This is a genomic window from Hymenobacter setariae (assembly GCF_007713685.1).
Classification (GTDB): Bacteria; Bacteroidota; Bacteroidia; order Cytophagales; family Hymenobacteraceae; genus Hymenobacter; species Hymenobacter setariae.
In genome coordinates, this window is record NZ_VMRJ01000004.1 from 521,496 (window position 1) to 547,388 (window position 25,893).

General features: G+C 56.7%; 25 protein-coding genes. 14 read left to right on the top strand and 11 right to left on the bottom strand.

What is annotated here, in order from left to right; translation table 11 throughout:
* Positions 1-68 precede the first annotated feature (68 nt).
* The 10 genes from FNT36_RS17155 (at position 69) to FNT36_RS17200 (ending at position 8,667) form a co-directional block, all read left to right on the top strand.
* The gene (locus tag FNT36_RS17155; protein WP_144850189.1) at positions 69-1,217 is read left to right on the top strand and encodes an FAD-dependent monooxygenase; all 1,149 of its coding nucleotides are present in this window, start codon (positions 69-71) and stop codon (positions 1,215-1,217) included.
* A 113-nt stretch (positions 1,218-1,330) separates the two neighbouring features.
* Entirely contained in the window at positions 1,331-2,383 is a 1,053-nt protein-coding gene (gene pdxA / locus FNT36_RS17160) for a 4-hydroxythreonine-4-phosphate dehydrogenase PdxA (RefSeq protein WP_144850191.1), read from the top strand.
* A 107-nt stretch (positions 2,384-2,490) separates the two neighbouring features.
* Entirely contained in the window at positions 2,491-3,030 is a 540-nt protein-coding gene (locus FNT36_RS17165; RefSeq protein WP_144850193.1) for a YceD family protein, read from the top strand.
* A gap of 56 nt (positions 3,031-3,086) precedes the next feature.
* The gene (gene rpmF / locus FNT36_RS17170; protein WP_144850195.1) at positions 3,087-3,320 is read left to right on the top strand and encodes a 50S ribosomal protein L32; all 234 of its coding nucleotides are present in this window, start codon (positions 3,087-3,089) and stop codon (positions 3,318-3,320) included.
* Positions 3,321-3,442: 122 nt separating this feature from the next.
* Positions 3,443-4,384 carry a phosphate acyltransferase gene (locus FNT36_RS17175; protein WP_144850197.1) on the top strand — a complete coding sequence of 314 codons (942 nt, stop codon included), beginning with the start codon at positions 3,443-3,445 and terminating at the stop codon, positions 4,382-4,384.
* 57 nt (positions 4,385-4,441) lie between these two features.
* Complete coding sequence (locus FNT36_RS17180; protein ID WP_144850199.1) at positions 4,442-5,434, top strand: beta-ketoacyl-ACP synthase III; 993 nt, start codon at positions 4,442-4,444, stop codon at positions 5,432-5,434.
* A 77-nt stretch (positions 5,435-5,511) separates the two neighbouring features.
* Positions 5,512-6,075, top strand: coding sequence for an elongation factor P (efp, locus tag FNT36_RS17185; protein WP_144850200.1), 564 nt, complete (start codon positions 5,512-5,514; stop codon positions 6,073-6,075).
* A gap of 125 nt (positions 6,076-6,200) precedes the next feature.
* Positions 6,201-6,686: an acetyl-CoA carboxylase biotin carboxyl carrier protein gene (gene accB / locus FNT36_RS17190; RefSeq protein WP_144850784.1), complete on the top strand. Its 486-nt coding sequence runs from the start codon at positions 6,201-6,203 to the stop codon at positions 6,684-6,686.
* 174 nt (positions 6,687-6,860) lie between these two features.
* Positions 6,861-8,204 carry an acetyl-CoA carboxylase biotin carboxylase subunit gene (accC, locus tag FNT36_RS17195; protein WP_144850202.1) on the top strand — a complete coding sequence of 448 codons (1,344 nt, stop codon included), beginning with the start codon at positions 6,861-6,863 and terminating at the stop codon, positions 8,202-8,204.
* Positions 8,205-8,310: 106 nt separating this feature from the next.
* Positions 8,311-8,667 carry a hypothetical protein gene (locus FNT36_RS17200; RefSeq protein WP_144850205.1) on the top strand — a complete coding sequence of 119 codons (357 nt, stop codon included), beginning with the start codon at positions 8,311-8,313 and terminating at the stop codon, positions 8,665-8,667.
* A gap of 5 nt (positions 8,668-8,672) precedes the next feature.
* Here FNT36_RS17200 and FNT36_RS17205 read toward each other — a convergent pair whose 3' ends face one another.
* A complete protein-coding gene (locus FNT36_RS17205; RefSeq protein WP_233636010.1) occupies positions 8,673-10,358 on the bottom strand; it encodes an ABC1 kinase family protein in 1,686 nt (561 codons plus the stop codon).
* A gap of 139 nt (positions 10,359-10,497) precedes the next feature.
* Between FNT36_RS17205 and FNT36_RS17210 the strand changes: the two genes are divergently transcribed.
* Entirely contained in the window at positions 10,498-11,040 is a 543-nt protein-coding gene (locus tag FNT36_RS17210) for a DinB family protein (protein WP_144850207.1), read from the top strand.
* A 39-nt stretch (positions 11,041-11,079) separates the two neighbouring features.
* On the opposite strand, the gene FNT36_RS17215 is transcribed toward FNT36_RS17210, so the two are convergent.
* The gene (locus FNT36_RS17215; protein ID WP_144850209.1) at positions 11,080-11,484 is read right to left on the bottom strand and encodes an acyl-CoA thioesterase; all 405 of its coding nucleotides are present in this window, start codon (positions 11,482-11,484) and stop codon (positions 11,080-11,082) included.
* A gap of 117 nt (positions 11,485-11,601) precedes the next feature.
* Between FNT36_RS17215 and FNT36_RS17220 the strand changes: the two genes are divergently transcribed.
* Positions 11,602-12,474, top strand: coding sequence for an alpha/beta hydrolase (locus tag FNT36_RS17220; RefSeq protein WP_144850211.1), 873 nt, complete (start codon positions 11,602-11,604; stop codon positions 12,472-12,474).
* A gap of 73 nt (positions 12,475-12,547) precedes the next feature.
* Here FNT36_RS17220 and FNT36_RS17225 read toward each other — a convergent pair whose 3' ends face one another.
* On the bottom strand, positions 12,548-13,312 hold the full coding sequence (locus FNT36_RS17225) for a class I SAM-dependent methyltransferase (RefSeq protein ID WP_144850213.1): 765 nt from the start codon (positions 13,310-13,312) through the stop codon (positions 12,548-12,550).
* Positions 13,313-13,420: 108 nt separating this feature from the next.
* Here FNT36_RS17225 and FNT36_RS17230 point away from each other — a divergent pair, with 108 nt between their 5' ends.
* Together FNT36_RS17230 and FNT36_RS17235 are read left to right on the top strand one after the other, a co-directional pair.
* Positions 13,421-13,582 (top strand): DUF2256 domain-containing protein, encoded by a 162-nt coding sequence (locus FNT36_RS17230; RefSeq protein ID WP_144850215.1) that lies wholly within the window; start codon positions 13,421-13,423, stop codon positions 13,580-13,582.
* A 101-nt stretch (positions 13,583-13,683) separates the two neighbouring features.
* The gene (locus FNT36_RS17235) at positions 13,684-14,079 is read left to right on the top strand and encodes a hypothetical protein (protein ID WP_144850217.1); all 396 of its coding nucleotides are present in this window, start codon (positions 13,684-13,686) and stop codon (positions 14,077-14,079) included.
* Positions 14,080-14,145: 66 nt separating this feature from the next.
* Here FNT36_RS17235 and FNT36_RS17240 read toward each other — a convergent pair whose 3' ends face one another.
* From FNT36_RS17240 to FNT36_RS17275, 8 genes are all read right to left on the bottom strand, one after another.
* Positions 14,146-14,991: a molybdopterin-dependent oxidoreductase gene (locus tag FNT36_RS17240; RefSeq protein WP_144850219.1), complete on the bottom strand. Its 846-nt coding sequence runs from the start codon at positions 14,989-14,991 to the stop codon at positions 14,146-14,148.
* Between the two features lie 116 nt (positions 14,992-15,107).
* The gene (locus FNT36_RS17245) at positions 15,108-15,782 is read right to left on the bottom strand and encodes a cytochrome b/b6 domain-containing protein (RefSeq protein ID WP_144850221.1); all 675 of its coding nucleotides are present in this window, start codon (positions 15,780-15,782) and stop codon (positions 15,108-15,110) included.
* Between the two features lie 35 nt (positions 15,783-15,817).
* Positions 15,818-18,574, bottom strand: coding sequence for an alpha-L-rhamnosidase-related protein (locus FNT36_RS17250; RefSeq protein ID WP_144850223.1), 2,757 nt, complete (start codon positions 18,572-18,574; stop codon positions 15,818-15,820).
* 221 nt (positions 18,575-18,795) lie between these two features.
* Positions 18,796-20,019: a PQQ-dependent sugar dehydrogenase gene (locus FNT36_RS17255; RefSeq protein ID WP_144850225.1), complete on the bottom strand. Its 1,224-nt coding sequence runs from the start codon at positions 20,017-20,019 to the stop codon at positions 18,796-18,798.
* Positions 20,020-20,759: 740 nt separating this feature from the next.
* Positions 20,760-21,299: a GNAT family N-acetyltransferase gene (locus FNT36_RS17260; protein ID WP_144850227.1), complete on the bottom strand. Its 540-nt coding sequence runs from the start codon at positions 21,297-21,299 to the stop codon at positions 20,760-20,762.
* A gap of 114 nt (positions 21,300-21,413) precedes the next feature.
* Entirely contained in the window at positions 21,414-23,435 is a 2,022-nt protein-coding gene (gyrB, locus tag FNT36_RS17265) for a DNA topoisomerase (ATP-hydrolyzing) subunit B (protein ID WP_144850229.1), read from the bottom strand.
* A gap of 938 nt (positions 23,436-24,373) precedes the next feature.
* On the bottom strand, positions 24,374-24,766 hold the full coding sequence (locus tag FNT36_RS17270) for a hypothetical protein (protein WP_144850231.1): 393 nt from the start codon (positions 24,764-24,766) through the stop codon (positions 24,374-24,376).
* A 202-nt stretch (positions 24,767-24,968) separates the two neighbouring features.
* Complete coding sequence (locus FNT36_RS17275; RefSeq protein WP_144850233.1) at positions 24,969-25,310, bottom strand: hypothetical protein; 342 nt, start codon at positions 25,308-25,310, stop codon at positions 24,969-24,971.
* Positions 25,311-25,893 lie beyond the last annotated feature (583 nt).

Consider the following 25,893-nt stretch of genomic DNA (forward strand, 5'->3'; position numbering starts at 1 on the left):
GGCTGAAAACAATATCGCTGCTCGCAACGCCGGCTAGGCACAGGTCCACGCCTCTACCCTCTTCTCTAATGGCTGACTTCCTCGTCATCGGGGCCGGCATTGGCGGCCTAGCTACCGCGCAGGCGCTGCTGCGGCTAGGCCACCAAGTGCGCGTGTACGAGGCCGCCGCTGAGCTCCGCGAAATCGGGGCCGGAGTAGTTCTGGGGGCCAATGCCACGCGGGCACTCGACGAGCTAGGCCTGCACGCGGCCGTGCGGCCGGTGGGTACGCCTCTCACCACCGTGCGCCTGCTTAGCGAGCACGGCCGGATACTCAATCGGGCCAATACGTTGCCCTTCACCGAGCGGCTGGGCTACGATAACCTAGGGGTGCTGCGGGCCGATTTGCAGCACGCGCTGCTGCGGGCGCTGCCGCCTAGTGTGATGCACCTAGGGCGTCGATTGGCGCGCTTCGAGCAGACTGATACCCACGTCACGGCATTTTTTGAAAACGGCGAGCAGGCTACGGCTGAGGCGCTGATAGCAGCCGATGGCATTCGCTCGCGGGTGCGCCGGCAACTATTGCCAACCAGCCAGCCACGCTATGCTGGCTACACCTGCTGGCGCGCAGTGGTTCAGGCCGATATCGCCGACCTGCCCACTACCGGCTCCAGCGAAACCTGGGGCCGTGCCGGACGCTTTGGGCTAGTACCAGTGGCTAATAATCGCGTTTACTGGTTTGCTTGCCTCAACAGCTCCGTCCCGAACAACCCGACTTTTCAGGCTTACCGAGTAGCCGACTTACAACGTCATTTTGCCGGTTTCCACGCGCCCATTCCGCAGGTGCTGGCTGCTACTACCGATGCCAATTTGCTTTGGGGCGACCTCTTCGACCTCGTCCCACTAGCCAGTCTGGCGTTTGGCCGGGTGCTGCTGTTAGGCGATGCTGGGCACGCCACCACGCCCAACCTAGGGCAGGGCGCCGGTATGGCTGTTGAAGATGCGGCCGTGCTGGCGCGCTGCATAAGCAATGCAGCAGCCGACTTGCCCACTGCGTTCAAGGCCTTCGACCAGCAGCGTCGGCCTCGTACCCGCCGCATCGTGCAACAGTCGCGGCAATTAGGACAGCTGGCACAGTTTACCCCGGCTTGGCTAGCTCCATTGCGCAACGCGGTTCTGGCCGCTGTACCCGACTGGCTCACGGCCCGTCAGATAGCCTGGCTTTACCAAGAGTTGTAAGCGCCTGACTACTTACTCCAAGTATACTACCCTAAGCTACCCGCACAAGCGGCGCTACTTTTGAGCACTAATTAGCGGCCCACCGCGCCAGCTACCCCGGTGCCTTCCCGACCATGAGCCTTCCTCCCGCAAAAAATACACTACCTCGCCTCGGCTTTTCCGTGGGCGACCTCGCCGGCATCGGCCCCGAGGTTATTTATAAAACCCTGCGCGACGAGCGCCTACTCCAGCAGTGCACCCCAGTGGTGTACGGCACGGCAACCGCGCTTTTCGATGAATTTCCGGTTGAGCAAGGTGCCGAGCCGCTCACTTTTCGGCAACTACGCAATGCGGCCGACATTGCCCCCGGCCGCCTCAACGCCGTCACGTGCTGGGATGAGGATTTTCACCTCACCCCTGGCCAGCCCTCGCCCGCTAGCGGCCAGGCCGCCCGCGAAAGCCTCCTCGCCGCCAGCCGCGACCTAAAAGCTGGCTTGCTCGATGCCATCGTAACGGCCCCCATCAGCAAGGAAAACACCCAGTCCGACGACTTCCGCTATCCCGGCCACACCGAGTTCCTGGCCAGCTACTTTGGCGCCGCTGACAGCCTCATGTTTTTGGTTGATGAGGAAAAGGACCTACGCATCGCCACTGCCACTGGCCACCTGCCGCTCAAAGACGTGTCGACGCGCCTGACGGGCGACCTGCTGCGCACCAAAATTCGCCTGCTGCTACGGTCATTGCAGCACGACTTTGGTATTCAGAAACCCAAGGTGGCCGTGCTCGGCCTCAACCCCCACGCGGGCGAAAATGGCCTCCTAGGACGCGAAGAAAACGACGTGATAGCGCCCGTTATCCGGCAGTTTGAGCACGATGGCCACCTTGTTTTTGGCCCCTACCCTGCCGATGGCTACTTCGGTACCGGGCAGTTTCGGCAGTTCGATGCCACCCTTTCTATCTATCACGACCAGGGGCTTATCCCCTTCAAGCTCATGGCTTTCGAGCGTGGTGTTAACTTCACGGCAGGCCTGCCCGTAGTGCGCACCTCGCCCGACCATGGTACGGCCTACGGCCTAGCGGGCAAGTTTGCAGCCGATGCTTCCTCCTTCCGGGCGGCCGTGTACTTGGCTTGCGATGTAGTGCGCGCCCGGCAGTTCGGCGCTGTCGACCCACGCTCGGTACGCTAGGGCTGCTTTTCGATTAAAAACCGCCTGAGGCTGAAGCTATAGCCCTAGGTAGGCTTGATAAAGCCAACAAAAACCCGTACCTTTGCCCCCCGTTAATTCGGCTAACTGTGAAAAACGACCCCCAATTCGACCTGCCTATTGCTAGGCTTTCGCTTAAAACGCACCACTTTGCGTTTGAGCTCGGGCGTGCTTTTTTCGAGCAGTTCGACCCCAAAGGCGAGTTTATTGCCGATGGCAATCTGCATGCTGACGTGACGCTCCATAAAACCGAGCGCCTCATCACTATCGACTCGCACATCACGGGTACGGTACGCCTCACCTGCGACCGGAGCCTCGATGAGTACGACCAGCCGCTCGACATCGACAACCAACTGCTCGTGCGCTACGGCGACGAGCCGAAGGAGCTTGACGACGATGTGCTGCAAGTGACGCCCGACACGCTGACGCTCAATATTGCGCAGCACCTCTACGATTATATCGGCTTGGCTTTGCCGATGAAAAAGCTGCATCCACGCTTCCAAAACGAAGCCGATGACGACCCCGATTCCGAAACCAAGCTCATTTTCTCGACCCGGCCCGCCGACGAGAAGCCCGATGATGACGAGCCTATCGACCCCCGCTGGGCCGCTCTCAAAAACCTGAATTAGGACCCTGTGCTAATTCATCATTCCTAATTCTTAACTCTTAATTTTCTTCCAAGACCATGGCACATCCTAAGCGCCGGACCTCCACAGCTACCCGCGACAAACGCCGTAGCCACCACAAGCTGACCCCCAAAGCCGTGACCATCTGCCCCAACACGGGTGAGTTGCACCTGCGTCACAAGGCTTATGTAGTAGATGGTGATTTGTACCACAATGGCCAGCTGGCTATCAAAAACTACACCTCGGTAGCAGCTCCGGCCGCCGCTGGCGACACGGGTTCGGACGAAGAATAGCCGAAAGCGTTGTTATTTCGCGGTACCATCGGGCCGGACTGCTCTAGTTAAGCTTGGCAGTCCGGCCCGGTTTGGTTTCGCACGTTGCGCTCTCTGGCTGATTCTTTCCTATTCCCGCGTTCATGAAAATTGCCCTCGACGCTATGGGCGGCGACTTTGCCCCCCAGGCTGCCGTGGCTGGTGCCGTGCTGGCTGCCCAGCGCCTAGCCGGCAAAGCCCAGGTGGTACTCATCGGCACCGAAGCCGAGGTACGGCCACTTCTCCAACAGTATGGCCCCGCTGCGGCTGCGCTAGAGCTCGTCTTTTCGACCCAGGTCATTGAAATGGGCGAGCATCCAGCCAAAGCTTTCCAGCAAAAGCAGGATAGCAGCATTGCTGTAGGCTATCGCATGCTGCACAGTGGCGAAATAGATGCCTTCTGCTCGGCTGGCAACACTGGCGCTATGCTAGTAGGCGCCATGTTTACGGTGCGGCCGGTGGCAGGCGTACTGCGCCCTGCCATTGCCAACTTTGTGCCCAAGCTGGCCGGTGGCTACGGTATTTTGGTAGATGCGGGCGCTAACGCCGATTGCAAACCCGAAATGCTCGAGCAGTTTGGTGAGTTGGGCTCTCTCTACGCCCAGTACGTGCTCGGCATTGCCCGCCCCAAGGTGGGCCTGATGAGCCTAGGTGAGGAAGAGGGCAAGGGCTCGGCCGTGACCCAGGCAGCTCACCAACTCTTCAAGGTGAACCCCCATGTGCACTTCATTGGCAATATTGAGGGCCGCGACTTGTTCAATGACAAAGCCGACGTCATCGTGTGCGATGGCTTTGTGGGCAACGTGATGCTGAAAATGGCTGAGTCGATGTACGACATCATGGTGCAGCGCAACCTAAACGACGAGTTTTTTGAGAAAGTAAACTACGAAACCATCGGGGGCTCGCCCATTTTGGGTATCAACGATAACGCGATTATTGGCCACGGGGTAAGTACGCCGCTGGCTATTTGTAACATGCTGATGCAGGGCTACCAAATGGCCCATTCGGGCATCGTGGACCAAATCAAAGACTCTTTCAAATCCTAACTCGAAAAAGCCGGGCCTAGGGCCGGCTTTTTGCGTTTGGGCCGCACCTTTGCGCTCATGAAGATTACCGCCGCCATTACCGGAGTCGGAGGCTACGTGCCCGACTACGTGCTCACCAACCAGGAGCTGGAGCAACTGGTCGATACTACTGACGAATGGATTACGACGCGCACCGGCATTAAGGAGCGCCGCATTTTGAAGGGTAAAGACCAGGGTAGTTCGGTGATGGGCATTAAAGCAGTGCAGCAGCTGCTTGAGAAGACCAATACTCGCCCCGAAGAGGTAGACCTGCTCATCTGCGCCACCGTGACGCCCGATGTGCTATTTCCGGCCACGGCCAATATCATTTCTAATGGCTGCGGCATCACGAAGGCGTTCAGCTATGATATGAATGCGGCGTGTTCTAGCTTCCTGTTTGCGCTTACCACCGGGGCCCAGTTTATCCAGAGTGGCCTCTATAAGAAAGTGGTTATTGTAGGCGCCGATAAGATGTCGGCCATCGTGGATTATACTGACCGCTCCAACTGCATCATTTTTGGCGACGGTGCGGCGGCTGTACTGCTAGAGCCCAACCTAGAAGGCTACGGTGTGCTCGACCAAGTGCTATGCACTGACGGCAGCGGCGAGCAGTTTTTGCATCAGAAAGCTGGTGGCAGTCGCCGCCCGCCTACGGCCGAGACCATCGCCAACCGCGAGCACTTTATCTACCAAGAAGGTGCTACGGTCTTCAAGTTTGCCGTTAAGAACATGGCTGATGTCGCCGCCCAAGTAATGGCTCGTCAGCACCTTAGCCACGACGACATTGCCTGGCTGGTGCCTCACCAAGCCAATAAGCGCATCATCGACGCCACGGCCAACCGCATGGGAGTGGGCCCCGAAAAAGTAATGCTAAACATCCAGCGCTACGGTAACACGACCAGCGCTACTATTCCGCTGTGCTTGTGGGATTTTGAAAAGCAGCTTCACAAAGGCGACAATCTCATCTTGGCTGCCTTTGGGGGTGGCTTTACCTGGGGCGCGATGCACGTGAAATGGGCGTATAATTCTTAAGTTAGGAGTTGGCATTTTTGCCACTAGAATTTATAGCTTCAACTCTTAACTCAATAACTTTTAACTCTTAACCAAACATGGCATCCACCGCCGACTTTCGCAACGGGCTCGTGCTCAACTACAACAACGAGCTGCACGTTATCACTGATTTTCAGCACGTAAAACCTGGCAAAGGCCCTGCCTTCGTGCGCACCAAGATGCGCAACATCAAGACTGGCCGCACCATCGACAACACCTTCAACGCTGGGGTGAAGGTAGAAACAGCCCGCGTAGAGCAGCGCCCGCACCAGTTTCTATTTAAGGACGACTACGGCTACACGTTCATGAACAAGGATGACTTTGAGCAGGTAGTGCTGCCCGAAGCCATGGTACCCTTTGCCGACCTCATGAAGGAAGGCCAGGACGTAACCATCCTATTTCATGCCGAAACCGAGCAGCCCCTCACTGCCGAACTGCCCACTACTGTAGACCTAGTAGTAACTTACACCGAGCCTGGCTTGCGTGGCGATACCGCTACTAATACGCTGAAGCCAGCTACGGTAGAAACTGGTGCTCGCATTCAGGTGCCGCTGTTCATCGACCAAGACACCAAAATCCGCATCAAAACCAGCGATTACTCTTACGTAGAGCGCGTTAAGTAACTTTTTTTAAGCTGTTGGCTTTTAGCTGCTGGCCGCAGAAAAGCTAGCAGCCAGCGGCTGATAGCTAACAGCTTAGAAGTATGTCGAAAGAATCCTCCAAAACCCCGCCGAAAAAAGACGCTGCCATGAAAGCCAAAGAACTCCAGGAACTACTTGACTTCATTGCCAAGTCGGGCCTCAATAAAGTAAATATTGAAACCGAGGAGTTTAAAATCTCGGTGCAGCGCGAGCCCTCTACCAAGCAGGTAGTGAGCATGAGCGCCGCGCCCGTGGCAGCACCCGCCCCAGCCCCCGCGGCTGCCCCAGCTGCGCTGGCCCCCACCCAAGCAGCCAGCACCCCAACTCCGGCTGCTAGCCCGGCTGCTCCGGCTGCCAACCACACACCACTCAAGTCGCCAATGATTGGCACTTTCTACCGCAGCAGCGGCCCCGACGCGCCTGCGTTTGTACAAGTGGGCGATACGGTGGAGAAAGGCCAGGTTATCTGTATCATTGAGGCGATGAAGCTGTTCAATGAAATTGAAGCTGAGCAAAGCGGCCGCATCGTGAAGGTGCTCGTGGAAAATGCGACGCCGGTAGAATACGACCAGCCGCTGTTCCTGATTGAGTAGTTTATCCGCTTAGTTATTTCGCTCATTTACTCGTCATCCTGAGCTTGCGAAGGACCTTATCACGCCAGTACAAGCCGTTGGATTGCCTAATCCTAACGACATTGCTGTGATAAAGTCCTTTGCAAGCTCAGGATGACAGGTTTTTTAGAGTAGTTGTTTTTGCTCAGCCCTCCCATGTTCAATAAAATTCTAGTTGCCAACCGGGGCGAAATTGCCCTGCGTGTTATCCGTACCTGCCGCGAGATGGGCATTAAAACGGTGGCCGTGTACTCTACTGCCGACAAGGAAAGCCTACACGTGCGCTTCGCCGACGAGGCTGTGTGCATTGGGCCACCCGCCAGCAGCCAGAGCTACCTTAATATCCCCACGCTCATTGCGGCGGCCGAGATTACCAATGCTGATGCTATTCACCCCGGCTACGGCTTTTTGAGCGAAAACGCGGAGTTTTCGCGCATCTGTGCCGAAAACGGCATCAAATTCATTGGTGCGTCGCCGGACATGATAAACCGGATGGGCGATAAGGCGTCGGCCAAGGCAACTATGATTGCGGCGGGCGTGCCCGTGGTGCCTGGCTCGACTGGGCTGCTCGACTCTGTAGAGCAGGGAAAGAAAATCGCGGCCGAAATAGTATATCCTGTCATCCTGAAAGCGACGGCCGGTGGCGGCGGGCGCGGCATGCGCATTATTAATTCGGAAGACGAGTTTCAGAAAGCTTGGGATGATGCCCGCACTGAGGCAAAGGCCGCTTTCGGCAACGATGGCGTATACCTAGAGAAGTTTGTGGTGGAGCCCCGCCACATCGAGGTGCAAATTGTGGGCGACCAGTTTGGCCACGTGTGCCACCTTTCGGAGCGCGATTGCTCGATTCAGCGTCGCCACCAGAAGCTGGTAGAAGAGGCGCCTAGCCCTTTCATGACCGACGACCTGCGCGAGCGCATGGGTGCAGCGGCCATCGCTGGCGCCTCGGCCATCAACTACGAAGGTGTGGGCACCATCGAGTTCTTGGTCGATGCCAACCGTGACTTCTACTTCATGGAAATGAATACTCGTATTCAGGTTGAGCACCCGGTAACTGAGGAAATCATTAACTATGACCTTATTAAGGAGCAAATCAAGGTAGCGGCTGGCATCCCGATTTCGGGCAAAAACTACTTCCCCAAAATGCACGCGATGGAGTGCCGCATCAATGCGGAGGACCCTAGGGCTGGTTTCCGCCCCGCGCCGGGCCGCATCACTACGCTGCACATCCCGGGTGGGCACGGCGTGCGTGTGGATACCCACGTGTATGCCGGCTACCAGATTCCGCCGAACTACGACTCCATGATTGCCAAGCTCATCACCGTCGCTCAAACCCGCGAGGAGTGCATTGTGAAAATGAAGCGTGCCCTGAGCGAGTTTGTGGTAGAGGGCGTGAAAACGACCATTCCCTTCCACTTAGCCCTAATGGATAGCGAGGACTTCCAAGCCGGGAATTTCACGACCAAGTTCTTAGAATCGTTCGACTTCTCGGTAGTGTAAGCTGCCATTTTTAAAAGCAAAAGCGCTCCGGTAGTTAAACTGGAGCGCTTTTGCTTTTAAAAACAATCATCTTTACGCAGATTATTCTCCACTACCATACCACGTGATGAAAGCGATTTTACTGGGTTTGCTTGGGCTGGCGGGCAGCCTGCTTACTAGCTGCGCCGAGCCCTGCAATGGGCATATCGAAAGCACGGTGCTCTATTTTGCCGAAGGCCCGAACCACCAAGGCCAGCTTGTGTACGCCAATGTGCTGAATAAGCCCGACCTAGGTAGGCAGCACACGCTGATGCGCGATGACAAAGAGTATGGCACCTTCGGCAACGTCATCATTATCGAAGACCCTCAGAACCAGTTCAAAGGCCGGCGCAGCGTTTGCTTCGACGAGTTTAAAGTGCAGCCTATGCCTGCCGATGGGCGCTTAGACGAGACAGATATTACCCGAATTGTAGTGCTCAAATAAAGCGGTTACTCACGCGAGCGGCGGCGTGGCAGCGTGAGAAGCAAAATAAGAAATACACTGAACCCTAGGCTATACCACGTAATGACCGGAAGCCCCCGGTAATACGGCATTTGGGGTGCGTAGTGCCCAAGCAGGCTGAGGCCTGAGAACAAAATACTACCTAGGGCCAACAGCGCCAGGATGGTGCGACCCACCAACTCGTCGGCCTTACGCAGCAGGCTACTGTAGCCACTCAACTCTACTTTTACCCGGAGCTCACCCTTGCTGACTTTGCGCATAATCTGGCGTAAGTCGACGGGCAAGGTTTGGAGCAGGGCTAGGAGCTGGGTGCCAGTGTACTCAGCCTCACTGAGAATATTCTCGGTAGAGTATTGCTCACGGATGATTTTAGCGCCGTAGGGGCGCACAAATTCAAAGGTATTGAAATTGGGATGCAGCACCTTGCCAATACCTTCGAGAATAACTAGGGCGCGCAAAATGAGAAAGACTGCGCCCGGCACTTGCAGCTTGTAGCGGTAGATGATGCCTTGCAGCGAATCGGCTAGGTCGCTCATGCTCATGTCTTTGACATCTAGCACCGCAAAGTCCTCGATAAGCAGCCCTAGGTCGGCTTCGAAGGCCCGCATGTCGGGAATGTCGCTGCTGAGGGCAAGGCGCCGGAAGTTGAGCGCCATGCTGCGGGCATCTTGCCGAGCCATGCCGATGAACACGCCGGCAAAGGCGTATTTCTGCTGCTTGGTGAGCTTGCCCACCATGCCAAAGTCGATGAGCACGAGCGTGCCATCGGGGCGCACAAGCACATTGCCGGGGTGCGGGTCGGCGTGGAAGAAACCGAATTCGAATATCTGGGTCAGGTAGATATCCATACCGGTTTCGGCTACTTGCTCGGGGCTGAGCCCCCAGGTTAGCAACTGCGCTTTATCGGTTATTTTACAACCGTTTACAAACTCTATCACCAGTACTTTGCTGGTGCTTAGCTCGCGGTAAACCTTCGGGATGTAGAAAGTGGTGTAGCTTTCGTAGAGCTTGCGCAACTGCTCCATAGAGCGCGCCTCGGAGGTATAGTCGAGTTCCTTGGTCATGCTGCGCTCGAAGGCATCAACCACGTCTTGCGGGTTGGTGAGGCCCTGGTTGCGCAGGAAGCCCCCGGTGAGGCGCACCAGTTCGTGCAGCAGGCGCAGGTCGCCCTCTACTTTATCGCGCACGCCGGGGCGCTGAATTTTCACGACCACTTCTTCGCCACCATGCAGCCGGGCGCGGTGCACCTGCCCAATGCTAGCCGAGCCAATCGGCACATCATCAAACTCGGTGAACACCTCGGCGAGTGGCCGACCCAACTCCTGCTCAATAAGCTGGCGGGCCGCCTCTACAGAAAAGGGAGGTACATTGCTTTGCAGCTTCTCAAACTCGTCGATAAGCGCTTCGGGCAGCAGGTCGGCGCGGTTGCTCAGGGCCTGGGCTAGCTTGATGAATGTGGGCCCTAGCTCCTCGATAATGAGGCGAATACGCTCCCAACGCGTGGTTTCGAACACGGGGCGCTCATCTTCTTCGAGCCAGCGCAGGCGGCGCTTCTGGCTGACGAGCCGGCGCAGGGGCGTATTCGTGACGACGTCTTCGAACCCGTAGCGTAGCAGCACCTCGGCTACTTGGCGAATGCGAGTGAGATTGGAGAGCGTGTTCTTAAAAATCACGAAGTGAAGGTACTAAATCAATGGGCCTAAGCGTATAACTGCCCCACCCTAATGGCCCGGCCTACGTAAGTGGGGCATAGCTTTTGCTCAAAGCTACGCCTGCCTACGCCGCTCTATCTCCCTCCCACCCGCTTACCTCATGACTCACCGATTACACTTGCTGGTCGAGCAGCTCGACCGCGCCACCAACAATGCTCTGGCCACGGCCGAAGCCCTAGGGCCGCGTGCCTACATTGCGCCGGTACCCGGGCAATGGGCCGCCGCCCAAGTCATTCATCACTTACTTACGGCCGAGCAGCGCATTGTTGGTGCGCTCCAAAAGGCTTTGTCTACCAGCGCTGACACTTGGCGGCTAGCTACCCTCAAAAACCGCTTGCGGAGTACGCTACTGCGCATGGCTCTGCGCCTGCCGGGCCTCAAGTTCAAGGTGCCACCTACGCTGCCCCCGCCCCCGGCCCCCGAAGCGATTGCGCCGCTAGCAACCTTGCGCGAGCAGTGGAGCAGCATACGCCGCCAGCTAGAGCAGGTGCTCAATGAGTTTCCGGGCAATAAGCTAACGCACACGGTATTTCGCCACCCTAGGGCGGGCTGGCTCACCGTGGGCCAAACGGTTACATCCATTCTCGACCACACGCTGCACCACCAGCAGCAGCTCAATCGCATTAGCAAGGTGCTGAAGTAAGGTGAGAAACTTACCTCCTTTATTACTCTACTGTTTGGCTTATTCCGCTTGCAAGGCTGCTGCCAGCTCCGGCGGGGGCACCGTTAGTTTACGGCGGTCTAGGTCGAGCCAAGCCCCATCGACGGTAACGGTAGCCGCCACGCGGCCGTCGGCCTTGTAGATGGTGTGCTCGATGGTCCAGCGCGAGCCATCGGGGGTGCCGCTGGCCATGCGGCCTTCTACCCGAATTTCTTCGCCCGCGTGAATTTCCTTGAGGTACTTAGTTTCTTCGCGAAACAAGATGGGGCCAATGCGCAGCTCGCCAAACTTGCGCAGGTCGTAGCCATAGCTGGCCAGCCAATGCACCCGTTGGTCGGCCGCAAAGTCGGCGTAGGCCGAGTGGCGCATGTGGCCGTTGGGGTCCAGCTCGGCCCAGCGCACGGTGTAGGTTTGGGAATGCGGCATGTTGAAACGAATAAGAGGAAAATGGGAAAAGTAAACCAGCACTGCCCACCTAGGTTACGCTTGCGTGGGGCCAGTGCCGATTTATTACATTTGGCTTCTCTTCTTAGCTTTCATAACATGCTGGTTAACCTACGATTGCTGCTAAAAATAGCTTGCGTACTAGTTCTATTCCCGGCAGCAGTTTTTGCCCAGGGCGATTCGACGGTTGTGAAGCTGTACCAAAGCGGCGCGCCAGGCTTTAAAAACCGGCGCAATGAACCGGAGAAAGGAACGAACACGATAAGCAACGTGCATAACCCATCCATTACCGTGTTTCTGCCACCTAAGGGGCAGGCCACGGGGGCAGCAGTGGTTATATGCCCAGGCGGGGGCCACGTTCGGCTGGTAGTAAAGTCGGAAGGCTATGCTCCTGCGAAGTATTTTACCAGCATGGGAGTGGCGGCCATTGTACTCAAATACCGCCTAGGCCGCGATACGCTTTCGCCCTACAAAATCGAGGAGCACGCGCGCCAAGATGGCAACCGTGCGATGCGCCTAGTGAGGGAGCACGCCGCCGAATGGGCAATCGACCCAAACCGTATTGGCATGATGGGCTTTTCGGCCGGGGGAGAGGTCGTGAATATGGTCGCTTACGACAATGCTAATCCAGGCCTAAAACTGAACGACGCAACCGACAAATTAAGCTCTCTGCCCAACTTTGTGATACAGGTCTACCCCGGCCCGCTGTTTGTCCCTGACAAAATAGCCAAAAATGCGCCGCCAGCCTTCCTGGTAGTGGCCAATGACGATGCCTGTTGCTCCACTCCTATCGTGAAGCTCCTAAACGCCTACCGCGAAGCTGGTGCTTCGGTAGAAACTCATTTATATGCCAAGGGCGACCACGCATTTAATATGGGCTACCGCGCTAAGTTTTTAGGTCTAAAATCGTGGCCTCAGCAGCTATCCAACTGGTTTATAGACAACAACTACTTCAAACCACAAGCGCCCTAGGTTAGGAAACAGCTCCTCAACCGCCAATAGTGGAGTTGTTTCCTAACCTAGGGCAGGCGGAACACATGAGTTACTAAGTAGCGGGGCCTTCAGCGGCTGGCTCAAACCCACCGGCTAGCGTAAGGCGCACGAGGTACTGGTTATTCTCATCTTCGCCCAGAAAATCAACTTCATACCCTGCCTGGCGGGCGGCGTCTTCTAGCAGCGATGCGTCGATAAAGAGCCAGGGAAAGGTCTCGCCCACCTGGTCTCTATAGCGGAAGGTATACTCGACCTCGCCGTAGTAAGGACCGTTCAGATTGAGGACCAGGGCCCCTTGTTCGTCTTCATAGAGATAGCTGATATCGGAAGATGTAGCCAGAATCTGGCCGTCGGGCGCGAGCAGGGTGCGGGCGTGAACCAAGAACTTATCGAGTCCTTCGAGAGTGCCCGCCAAACCTAGGCCATTCATGAGCATCAGAATGGTATCGTAGGGCCGCTCTTGAGCGGCGCGCGGCGCCATGATGTCGTGCTGCGCTACTTCGCGCACGCCGCGGGCCTGCATCACCTCCACAGCGCCAGCCGATTGGTCGATGGCGCGCACATCGGTGAAACCCCGGCTTTGCAGCTCCAAGGAGTGGCAGCCGGCACCCGCACCTAGGTCAAGTACACGGCCCCTAGTTTCATCAAGCGCTTGGCGCTCAAGCTCGGGCATAGCTAGCAACGTCCGAAAAAAATAGGCAGCGGGGAGCGGTTCGTCGTCGGCCACGTTGCACTGCACGGTGAGGGCGGCTTTGTGCTGGCCGTGCTGGTAGTCAAGCAGGGCTTGGCCGAGGAGGTCGGGAGGGGAAGTAGACATGGAGAGAGTAACTAAGCAGAGCAGATAGCCAGCAGCGGGCGTTTAAACGTAAACAGCACCGAGCCGGGCGGCAAAGGTCCGGCTGTTCGGTCCTTTTCTTTTCTTCTTATGGCTGCTACGCTCAAAAAAGGCCAGCTTCCCACTAAAATTTGTGCTACTTGCGGACTACCCTTCGAGTACCGCAAGAAGTGGCGTAACAACTGGGAAGCGGTGAAATATTGCAGCGAAAAATGCCAGCGCAACAAAGAAAAAGCAGTCGTTAGCTCTTAGCTTTCAGCAGCTGGCTTTTCGAGGTCCCCCTCCCCTCTCACTTTTCTTTCACCTTACTCTCAAAGCTAGTAGCTACCCGCTGCCAGCTTACAGCTTGAAAAATGGCTTCTAATCTTGATTATCTCGACCCCGCGCTTCAACCACTGGTTGACAAAGTAGAGGCCTACCTTGTGGCCAAAGAGGATTTGCAAAAGCTCACTATCGCAACCCGCAACGAGCCCCTACACGATGCCCAGGTAGAGCAAGCGGCTACGCAGTTTGAGCAGCGCCCACCCACGGGTTCTTTCGACCAGCACCACGATGAGCTGGTGCAGCAGCACCAAGATGCGCTCGACGACCTACATCGCCTCGAAACTGATATCCTAGGCCTGTTGCCTACTCGCGACGAATGGGTAAAAGTGAACCTAGGCTACGGACCCAGCCGTGTAGGCGCCTGGCGCGTGCCCAATGCCGAAGGTTCTAAAGAAGAGCACTACGAAATTCGAGTAGTGTTTTAATAAGTTAGCAGCCCGTCTATCGTGCACAGTAGGGGCACGATAGACGGGCTGCTAACTACTAAGTAACTAGTGCCCCGAGTCCCAATCGTAGCCTTGCTCGGCCCAGTAGTCGGCAGGGCGCTCGTCGGCAAAGGAGATGGTGCCAATACGCTTGAGGTGCTTGATGCCATACTTGAGCGGCGTGACTAGGCGTAAAGGAGCGCCGTGCGCAATGCTGAGTGGCTGGTTGTTAATCTCGTAGCAAAGCAGCGTTTGGGGGTGAATGACGCTGTGCATGTCGAGGCCTACGTAGTATTCTTCGTCGGGCGTCACCACGCTCACGTAGGGCGCTAGGTCAGACGGCGGGTTGGCTATGTCTTTGACCGGCTGACCACTGCGGCTGGCCAGGGGGTACTTGGCTAGGAAGTCGGCGAAGCGAGCGCCGGCCCAATTTACCACAATGCTCCAACCCTCGATGCACTTGAGCTCGGTGGTCATTTCGACGCGAGGCAACGCCTTGATGTCGGCTAGGGTAAACTCCTGGGCTTTACCGCCGCGGTAGGGCTGCACTACCATGCGCCAAGCTGCTAAGTCGATTTCCGATTCTAGGCCCGCGCTGCCGTTGGTGCGTACCTGCTTCACAGCCTGGCTCTTGGGAAACTCGCGAGCTAGCCGCGTTTCGCGGAAATAAGCAGATGAGAGACGGCCATTGGCATCGAGCACCCGCCGGAATGGCTGGGGTGTGCCATCGGCGTAGGGGCGCTGCAGCAGGTAGCGCCAGCCCAGCACGCCCCCTAGGGCCGCCAGCCCACCCACAATAAACGAGCGCCGCGTGCGCCGCGCGGCTTCTTGCTGCTGCGGCGAGCCGGGAGGCAGCGTCAAGTCCTGGCCATCGGGGGAGGGATGCGGGGGAATCTGGTTGTCGGGTTGCATATCAGGTAGGTTTCCTACAGAGTTCGCGTGGTTAGCCGCAGGGTGCTAACGTCTTGTATATTACAACAAGACCCTGCCCAATTTTGCGCCCTAGGCGGCGAAACCCGGCGGAATTTTTACTTTTTCACTTCATTTACTGGTACTTCTGCCACCTCAAACCCTGCCACCATTGAGCGGAAGTTGTTCCAGCCGGCGCGTACCACTTGGGCCACGTGCACCACAAAAAACAGTACGTAACCAATGGTGAGCACAAAGTGCTCAATACGAGCCGCTTCGTAGCCACCGAGTAGGCGCGTGAGCCAGCCAAACTGCACAGGCTTGTAAATAGCCAAGCCCGTCAGCAGCGACCCTAGGCCCATGAGAATAACGGCGGTATAAGCAATGCGCTGGGCGCCATTGTACTTGCGCACAGGCGGCGCGGTTTTGCGCAGCCCTAGGTCGTGCAATAGCACTTGCCCGGCTTCGCGGAAGGAATCGCGGTTGGGCAGCAGGTAGCGCCACTCGCCCGAGAAGAAAGTGTAGAGCACATACAGCAGCCCGTTCAGGAAGAAAACCCACATCAGCAGGAAGTGCCACGACATGCCCTGCGCCAGCTTGTGGTCGAGGTGAAAGGCCTGGTAGAACGACTGCGGGAAAAACTTAAACAGCGTGGTATTGCCCCAGCCGAGGCGGTACACGTCGTTGGCCCAGTATATCCAGAGGCCGCTCCAAATCATGAGGGCCAGTACCGGGAAATTCAGCCAGTGAAACCACCGGATGGCCAGCGGGTGCTTCTCAACAAGTTGCTTCATACAAGGCAATTACTCCAAAAGCCTAGGGCTCGGTTTTACTTTATTTTTTGCACGCGCAGATAGTCGAGCATAGCTTGGTTCACGGCGCCGTTCATGTTTGTGTTGGCCGGCTCGTAGGCTAGCGTGAGCTGATGCGTGCCCTTGGGCAGCTGCACCAGCACGGCGTTGGTAAAGCCCCAGTTCGACCACTCCTCTACCCCGCGCTGCGGTAGCACAATGGTACCTAGGGCCTTGCTACCCAGCCGCAAAGTGCGAATGCCGCACTTATTGTTGGTATTAACTGGCCCATTGCCATTGGCGTAGCGAAAATCGACGGCGTACAGTCCAGCTTCGGGCACTGTAACAGGAATGGTGAGCGTGCGGTTCTTGGTAGTGCTAATTTCGACAAAGCCTTGGCCAGAATATCCTTTGTAAGGCTGCGTAGCCTTGGCAGTCACAGTTTCGAGCTGCACGTGCCGGGCAGCACCTAGGCCACCTACTGGCAGCGGCTCGCTAGCAAACGACTCTAGCCCGTTCCCGGCCACTGCAACCACTTGGTATTCAGCATAGGGACCGGTGGCCGCCACTGCTTGCTCAGTGGTGTTGACGGAGGCTAGTAGCTGTCCGTCTTTCAAAACCTTATACTGCTGCACGCCAGGCTGTGCCGGCCAGTGCAAGCGGCTACCAGTCAGCGTAACCATTGGCGTTTCGGGCGTAAACAAATTGGCTACTTTGTTAATAGCCGCATTGGCAGGCGCTTGGCTGCTGAGCACAATGCGCAGCGTGTGGCGGCCCGTGAGGGTGGCGGGCACGGCCGCTCCGGCCAGCGGCTGACCATCTAGGGTAATGGTTTGGATGACATTGCCAAAGCCTTGCAAGTCGATATCCAGCACCGCCTGGCGGTATTTGAAGTTGGTCAGCTTGCGGTTGCCTTGAAATGCTTGCGGCACAAAGGGCCGAAATACCAGCCGGTCGGCCTCGTAATGCATGCCAAACAGAATTTTGTAGACCAAGCTCAGGCTGCCCGAGAGGCTCCAGAGCATGTTACTAGAGTTAATCTGGGTGCCGGCGTAGTCGCCGTTTTGGGCCACAAAGTTTTCCTTATTGGTCAGAAACAACGCCGCGGGGCGGTAGATGGCGGCCATGCTCTCAGCGAGCGAGGCTTCATTGCCAGCCTTGGCAGCAGCCAGGGCCCAGTAGCTCTGCACAAAGGGCCACACCGCGTTATTGTGGTAGGGCGGAATGCCAGGAATCTGCGGGTAGATGCATGGAATTCCAAAGTCGGTAATGGGCGTGCGCGCTACCACCGTCTTGGCCCGCGCCTCGTCGGCGATGCCAAACCACACACTCAGCGCCTCCCCTAGGGCCTCGGCGCGGGGCGACAGCGTGAGGTAGTTGCGGCCGTAGAGGTACTGGCCGTAGTAGCCGGCGCTTTCTTGCCACAAGTGCTGGTTTAGGCCAGCCTTGATGGTAGCCGCGGCCTGCTCGTGACGAGCCGCCACGGCGGGCTCGCCCAGCTGCCGTGCCATGAGGGCCAGCACCGTATTGGCCTGAAAGTGCACGGCGTTGGTACCTAGGGTTTCACTTTGGTAAATATCGACCGGCTGCATCCAGCGCGGGTAGGTCTGTTCGCGCCAGTCCAGGAACGACGACTCGCCGCGCACCAGGCCGGTAGCCGGGTCATAGGCATTAGCCATGTCGTCGGCAATCGACTGCTTTATAATTGGGTACACCTTCCGCAGCCACGCCTCGTCGCCGGTCACCTTATAGATTTCCCAGGCGGCCACCGCCCATATCATGCGGTCGGTCGAGCAGGGGTACGCTCCACCCGTACCGGTATCCTGGATGATGCGGCCCTCGGCCGACACCTTGCGCAATAGGCTGTTCATGGCTACCTTGGGCTGCAAAGCGGCCTGCGCCAAGATGATGGAGTAGCTGATGTCGCGCGTCCACACGCCGGCCCATTCCTTACCGGTGCGGAAAGTGCTGTCAGGCTCCACGGCCCGGCGTGCTTCTTCCAGCGCTAGGTTATACAGCGCGTCTTCCAGCGCGTGGCCCGAGCTATACTGCGGAAAATCAGCAGTATTGATACTCTGCTTCCAGCTAGCGGCCGTGGTTTTGGCCGCCTTGGGGGCGTTGAGCGTCAGTGTCACTTCATAGATGCCGTCGCCATCGGGGTCGTGTAGCTCCAGCTCGGGCTTGTTCACGAGGTTATCAAAGTCCCAGCTCAGCGGCGCCACGTTGCCGGCCACAAGCACGTGCTTGAAGTCTTGCTTGTACAGCTTGTCGCCCTTGAATGTGGTGTAGTAGCCTTGCTTCTTAAACGCTTCGAGTACCAGGCGCATATCCAGCCTGATTTTCAGCTGGGTATTGGGCGCTAGGTATACCTCGGTGGGCACAGGCCGGGGGTCCACGTAGCGCTGGCCAAACACGATAAGTGGCGTTTCGAGCGCACCGCCCCCCTCCCTAGGTACCGCCAAAAACACGTTGTCCTGCCCCACGGGCAGCTCGTTGTCCTTGCCATTAATACTGAATTTGAATACTACCTGCGGGCTTACAAAGGCATTGGCCGGGCTCTGGTAATTTGAGGTAAGCTCGGTGGCGGAGAGGGCGCGGGCATGGTGCGTGCCCTGCACCACACTATCGGGGTACAAGCTATAAGCTTTTGATTGCCAAGTGGGGCGGGCGGCCGCAGGTGCAACGGCGTCAGACGCGGGCACGGGCCCGGTGCCCGCCGCAGGTTTGGAAGTGTGGCAGGAAGCAAGCATCAGACTACCAGCTAATGCGCTGGCCGGAATCCACAGGTGGTTCATAAAGGACAGCCGCCGTGCTGCGGCAGCCTAGGCAAGATGGAAGCGCGAAGGTAGGGGCATGAAAAAGACCTACCCCATTGGAGCAGGTCTTCTCGGCAGAAACACCCGTGAAAATCATATTGTTCAGTATCAGTCGCTCTGGACCCGGGATGCTACCTTGGCGGGGGCAGCTAGTGAAAATCTGCCCTAGCGAACGCTTGGCCGCGGCCCCTAGGTTAGTCTTAGGGCCGGTCGAGGCGATACAGCCGGCCCTGGTCGGTGATGGTGTACAGGGCGCCATCAGTGCCCTGGGTTACGTCCCGAAAGCGCTGCCCTTCGCTGGCCAGCAGCCGTTCTTCACCCAGCACTCGGTTGTTGTCAATGACCAGGCGCAAGAGGTGCATGCCGCTCAAAGAGCCGATAAACAAGTTGTTCTGCCACTCCGTCACTCGGTTGCCAGTGTAGAAGGCCATGCCGCTGGGCGACACCACCGGGTCCCAATAATACACTGGCTGCTCCAGGCCGGAGCTTTGCTGGATGGCCCCGCCTATCGGCTGGCCGCTATATTCTATGCCGTAGGTAATGGTGGGCCAGCCATAGTTAGCGCCCGCCCGAATGTGGTTGAGTTCGTCGCCGCCCCTAGGTCCGTGCTCACTCTGCCACAGGTCGCCGGTCGTTGGCTGAATAGCCAGCCCCTGCGGGTTGCGATGGCCAATGGAGTACAGCTCAGGGCGAGCCCCGGCCTGCGTGAATGTGGGGTTGCCGGGCGCTGGCTGTCCATCCTTGGTGATGCGAATTATTTTACCTAGGGCCGACGAAACTACCTGTGCCTGGGGTCGCGTGGCAAGGTCTGAGCGCTCGCCAGTGCTCACCAGCAGGTTGCCAGTACGGTCAAACACGACCCGGCCGCCGTAGTGCAAGGTACCCGCATAAGCAGGCTCTGCCCGGTAAATGACGGTGGCGCCCTCGATGGTCCGCTCATCGGTAGCCAAGCGGCCCTTGCCGATGGCCGTCAGGTTGCCGCCAGGACGGGCTTCCGAAAACGACCAGTATACTAATCGGTTGGTAGCAAAATCGGGGTCGAGGCACACCCCTAGCAGGCCACCTTGCCCGGCGGCGTTCACGGCCGGCAGCCCCGTGATGGGGGCGCTGACCGCGCCAGCAGCCGTCACGATGCGCAGTTGGCCCGCTTTCTCGGTCACGAGCAAGCGGCCATCGGGCAGGCTGGTGATGCCCCACGGGCTAGTCAGCGACGATGTCACAACCGTGGACCGGTAGCTGCTAGCAGCCGTCGTGACGCTGCCCGCCCGGGTTTGACCCGCAAACGCCGGCTGGTAAGTAGTGTTGGGAGCAGCGGTTTCGACGGGTGGCGCCGTGGAGGGCTCAGGCGTTGCCTCGTCTTTATCGCGTGAGCACGATAGCAACGCAAGCGAGCAACCTAGGACAGATAGCAAACGCTGTTTCATATGCCAGCTTTAGATTAAGATTTGATGAACTTAGCGGGATTAATACTGTAAGTGCTCCCTTTCGGTTGTGTCTGCCTGACAGCCCGACCCGCGCACCGGCGCTTCTTTCAGCCTACTTCAGCAGATTTCTCCGAAGGCCACCTAGTCAATCAGCACCAAGCCTTCAGCATACCACGGCTATCCTCAGAAATCCTATCTAACTGGGCATCGTTTGTCGAGCGCTTTGGCTCGCGAGCAGCTGACGTAACGCCGCCAGGAAATGCAGGTAACTACTTGACACCTATATAAATGAAAATTGCCCCCACGCATAGCGCAGGGGCAATCCAACCAAAACACCTTAAAAACTATTCTTTCACGCAGATACAAACAGCAAAAAGACTAAAAGATTCCTTCAGAATTATAGATTTTTTGACGCCTTCAAATCAACAGTTTTAGTATCAAACTTTTAAATACTAATCCCAGCTTTTAACTTGCTATATTACCGCAACAAAGCCAGCCTTAACAGACCTTTCCAAAGTTCTAAAACTTCAGAAAGTATCCCTTGGCAAAGGAGCTTTCCCGGAAATCGTGAAATCTGCGGTAAGAGTTAGAAAAGTGTCCTGCTGAGTCTCATGAAACGCCTTCTCGCGCCAGAACAGCTCGTACTGATGTGAGAAGACGCACTGCAGGGCTTAGCAGGACGACCAGGGAGAGGATGTCAGAAAAGCTTATTCTCTTTTTGCCAATATTGGCCGCTGTCTCTACCCTGCTACCGGCAGTTCAAACAAGCTAACAGTGGCATCATGGTAATGGGCCGGCAGGCCCACCGTATCGGTGAGCGCCGACAACCCTAGGTAGGTAAAACCGCATGCAGTGTAGTGCGCAATCAGCCCTAGGTTCTCGCCGATGGTATCTAGGCGCACGTACTGTTTGTGCTGTTGCTTGGCGTATTCCTTGGCCCACTGCACGATGGCAGCTACGAAACCCTGGCCCCGAAAATCAGGATTGGTGGCGATGCGATGGATATAGATGGCGGGGTCCGCATTGCGGGCGCCCCATATCTGTGGGTCGTCGAAGGTGTAGGCCCACATGCAAGCTATGGCGTCGCCTACCATCAACTTCCATTGGCGGCCTTCGGCGAGCTCCTGCTCTACCAGTCCGCGCTCAAAATCGGGCCATACCACAGTCGCCCTGGGGGTAGCAGCTTGGTAAGCGGCCGCAAGCCGGTAGAGCCGGAAAATTTCGTCGATGTCGGCCGGCGTACTAGGTAGGAATTGTTGGGCAGGAGAAACGATGGTCATATAAGCAAATAGAATAGCCAGGGGCGGTGCACTAGTGCGCATGAAAGCAAAGCGCCCGCTACCCCTCAAATGGGGTAGCGGGCGCAAATTACTCGGGTGCCAGGCAGACGGCCGTTACACGTCGAGCTTGGCGTACTTAGCGTTCTGCTCGATGAAGTCGCGGCGCGGAGCTACCTCGTCGCCCATCAGCATCGAGAAGAGGTGGTCAGCCTCGGCGGCCGAGTCTACCGATACCTGCTTGAGCGAGCGAGTGGCGGGCTGCATGGTCGTCGTCCAAAGCTGCTCGGCGTTCATCTCGCCTAGGCCTTTGTAGCGCTGCACGTTCACGGTTTCGGGGCGGCCACGGCCAATCTCTTCAGTGGCGGCGGCGCGCTCTTCTTCAGTCCAGCAGTAGCGCTCTTCTTTGCCGCGCTTCACGAGGTACAGCGGGGGTAGGGCGATGTAGATGTAGCCCTGGTCCACAAGCTGGCGCATGTAGCGGAAGAAGAACGTGAGGATAAGCGTACGGATGTGCGAACCGTCGATGTCAGCATCGGTCATGATGATGATTTTGTGGTAGCGCAGCTTGTCGAAGTTCAGCGGGCCCGTTTCATTACCTTCATCGTCGGTGCCGAAGGCCAGGGACTTACGCTCGTTGAACGTGACACCTAGGGCGGTAATCATGTTCTTGATTTCCTCGTTCTCCAGAATCTTGTGCTCCTGGGCTTTCTCTACGTTCAGGATTTTACCGCGCAGCGGCAGAATGGCCTGAAACGCCCGGTTGCGGCCCATTTTGGCGGTGCCACCGGCCGAGTCACCTTCTACGAGGTATAGCTCGCACACTTCGGGGTTCGAGTCGGAGCAGTCGGCTAGCTTACCGGGCAAGGAGTTAGAGCCCAGCACGTTTTTGCGCTGCACCATGTCCTTGGCCTTGCGGGCGGCGATGCGGGCCTTAGCAGCCAATATCACCTTGTCCATGATGCGGTTAGCCTGGTTGGGGTTTTCCTCTAGGTACTGCGTCAGGATTTCGCCCACTACCGTATTCACCGCGCCACTCACTTCCGAGTTGCCCAGCTTGGTTTTGGTTTGGCCTTCAAACTGCGGCTCGGCCACTTTCACCGAGATAACGGCCGTGAGGCCTTCGCGGAAGTCGTCGCCGGTGATTTCCACCTTAGCCTTCTCAAACAGCTGCTTCTTGTCGCCATACGCCTTCAGCACCCGCGTCACGGCCGAGCGGAAGCCGCCGACGTGTGTACCACCTTCGATGGTGTTGATGTTGTTGACGTAGGAGTAGACGTTTTCCTGGTACGAGGTATTGTACTGCAGGGCCACTTCTACAGGCGTGCCACCCTTCTCACTTTCCACATAGATAGGCTCAGCGAGCAGCGAAGGGCGCTCAGTACCATCTAGGTACTGCACGAAGTCGCGCAGGCCGCCTTCCGAGAAAAACTCCTCGTAGCGGTAGCCTTCGGCATCGACGTGGCCCACGGCCGCATCGCCCACGGGCTTCTCACGGCGGTCGGTGAGCGTAATGCGGATGCCCTTGTTCAGGAACGACAAGTCGCGCAGACGGCCAGCGATGGTGGCGTAGCGGTACTCAGTGTCAGCAAAAATGGTAGGGTCGGGCAGAAATTGCACCTCGGTGCCGTGCTCGTCGGTGTCGCCCACCTGCTTCACGGGGTAAAGCGGATTGCCAATGTTATACTCCTGCTCGTAGATGTGGCCTTTGCGGCGCACGGTCACTTTCAGGTCGGTGCTGAGCGCGTTTACGCAACTCACGCCTACGCCGTGCAAGCCACCCGATACTTTGTACGAGTCTTTGTCAAACTTACCGCCGGCGTGTAGCACGGTCAGCACTACCTCGAGGGCCGAGCGGCCTTCTTTGGCGTGGAAATCAACTGGAATACCCCGGCCGTTGTCGCGGACGGTAATCGAATTATTTTCGTTGATGGTAACTTGAATCAGGTCGCAGTGGCCAGCCAGCGCTTCGTCGATAGAATTGTCGACCACTTCCCACACCAAGTGGTGCAGGCCTTTGATGCCCGTATCGCCAATGTACATGCTCGGGCGCTTGCGCACCGCCTCCAATCCTTCCAGCACCTGAATGCTATCGGCCGAGTAGTCGGCGGGGGCTTTCTTTTCTACTACTTCACTCATGCGAGAGAGGGGGTTAAACTGACCGGAAATACGGTCAGGAAGAGAACATCCAAAAGTACCGTTTTTATTCCATTTTGCCTATTTTTAATGGGTATATTTGGCGGTATTTTCGGGCACAAAAAAAGCCCTTGCCAAGCGCGGCAAGGGCTTTTTTTGTACACCGCACAAGTCTCGCCAGACCTATTCAGCAAGGCCCTAATTGGTATCGTGCTTCTATGTAGCACAACCTGTCCTAGGCTGCACTACAGCTTCAAAATCTGGGTAACACCCTTGTTAAGGCAAGTTTACTTAGGGGGTCTACTAGTTGGGCCGCGCACTATTTTGGGTGCATTATTTCAGGATGCACCGAGTACCTTCTACCAAGCTGCTAATAAGGTTGAGTCGCCGTACTCAAGCGAGTCATGACGTGACCTAGGGCATTTTCTTTTAAGTATGGGCTGCTCAAGCCCAGCATTATCATGTCCGCGTCTGTTTGGCGTCCTAGCCGAGCTTCCAGTCGGGGCGTGTAGAATTCCTAGGGCCCCTAGGTAGCATCTCGACACCAATGTTTTCTTAAGCGCTTCGAAGTCTGTATCACAGAAAGCGGCAGCAAGCGTGGCCTTTTCAACTTTTGCTACTATGCTCGCCTGCCTGGTAGTGCGGAGCGCTGCACCTGAGTATTTAATAGACACGCCACCAGCCAAATAACTGGTTGAGTTGTGCTGATAGGTAGCTAGCGCCCGTGCGAACTTTTAGCACTTAGTATCCTAGGTGGTGCCGGGTATGATGCAGCAACCTTCAATAGCTAGGCGTGATAATGCTTGGCGAAACATGTTCTACATGAGACTAGCAAGTTAGCGCCGCTTATTAGTAGTGTTAGCATGAAAAAAGCCCCGTGATGGGGCTTCTAGCTACATTGTAGTTTGGGCAACTGTCTACGCGAGCGGGAGGGCAGCGGGCTAGCGGGCGCGTTGAATGAAGGAAGCCAGCGGTTGCATAGTCGCACCCCTCCCCTTCCAAGAAAGCTGGGCAAACACCTCATGAGGCAGCAGCATCGCCCCGTATAAGTCAGTGGAGGAGTGCTTCTGGGTAGACCAGTAGTCAGATATCAACGTGATTTCCTCCGGCGTGAGGGCCGACATCCGTCCCTCATGGTGCCGAAGCTTATCCCAGCCGCGCTGGGCCAGTAGCTCCCCTGCATGGTTGAGGAAGGCTTGTAGCTCCCCCACCTGGCGGGGCCCCGTATGGTACTCTACTTGAATGTAGTGCTCAACAGGATGCTCGAGCAACCTTCCTACTGGGTTTTCGAAGTACGTGCGCAGCAGCGTTGGCACAGGATTAAACGTAGACACAATTTTATATTTTAAATAGCAGGAAAATTATTTGATTCAAAGCTATTTGCATCTATTTACAGCCAAGCTAATCATTCGATAAAATAACGGAATTAGGGGTTAAACTGGATTGCATCCCGTTCAAATCAGGTTTTGAAGGGCTGGCAATGGGCATAAAAAAAGCCCCACAAGAAGCAGAGCTTTTTAAAGGAATCAACTATACCTATAGCTGGCGGCGGTACGGCTGAAACGTGCTGGCGGGCGAAGCGGCAAGCACGGCTCCCATTCCTCCGTGGGCAGTATAAAAAGCACTCATCGCCGCTTGCAGGGCGGACCGGTCATGCAAGCCAACACTAGCAAATACATCTTGGGCGGTCAGGGGTGCTTCCAACGTACTGAGCCGACAGACCTCGATGCCGAGCGGATGCTCAATAAATAAGGGCATCCCATCGGCGGCCAAATGGTCGAACTGGTAGCGCCAGGCTTGGCCAAAAGCCACCTGGCTGCTGCGAGGAGTGCGGGCGGTGGGAACAAAGCCAAGGCTTCGTAGATAGGTGTCAGTCATGGCTATGAGGATAAAATATAATTTATTTACTCCCAGGCACTTGCCCGCGTTATAATGCTACTATTCTTCCCGGCATAGTCCTATGTAGAGATGCCGCGCTATCCACAGCGCTTTTCTCTTGTGACACCATCTTGTTACTCTCCACAAGGCTTTGCACTATAACAGCGGGACAGCGACGTAGCCACTCGTAGGCAGAGGCGACATCTTGAAAGATAGCCACTGCGGGCTGTGTTACGCGAGAAAGCATTTGCTGCATGGTCGTGAGGTTGTGGCGGCTCTCGTTGTACACCCAGGCGAAATGAGCAACGCCTTGCGCAGCTAGGTAGTTAAAGTAGCTCTCCATGGCCCAAGGCGCATTTGCTGGCCACTCCCCCACAAACCCGCTGTGGTCGCTCAAAACTTTAGTGTAAGGGCGCCCATGCATGCAGATGCAAATGGACTCGATGGCCTGCTGAATAGAAGCTTCCGTATGCCGGCCAAGCCAACGGGTATAGAGCCACTCACGGACTGCATCGTGATACACTTCTAAGTTAGAAGTAGCCAACAAGCAACGCAAATCTTCCATAAGCACTATACAGAATAA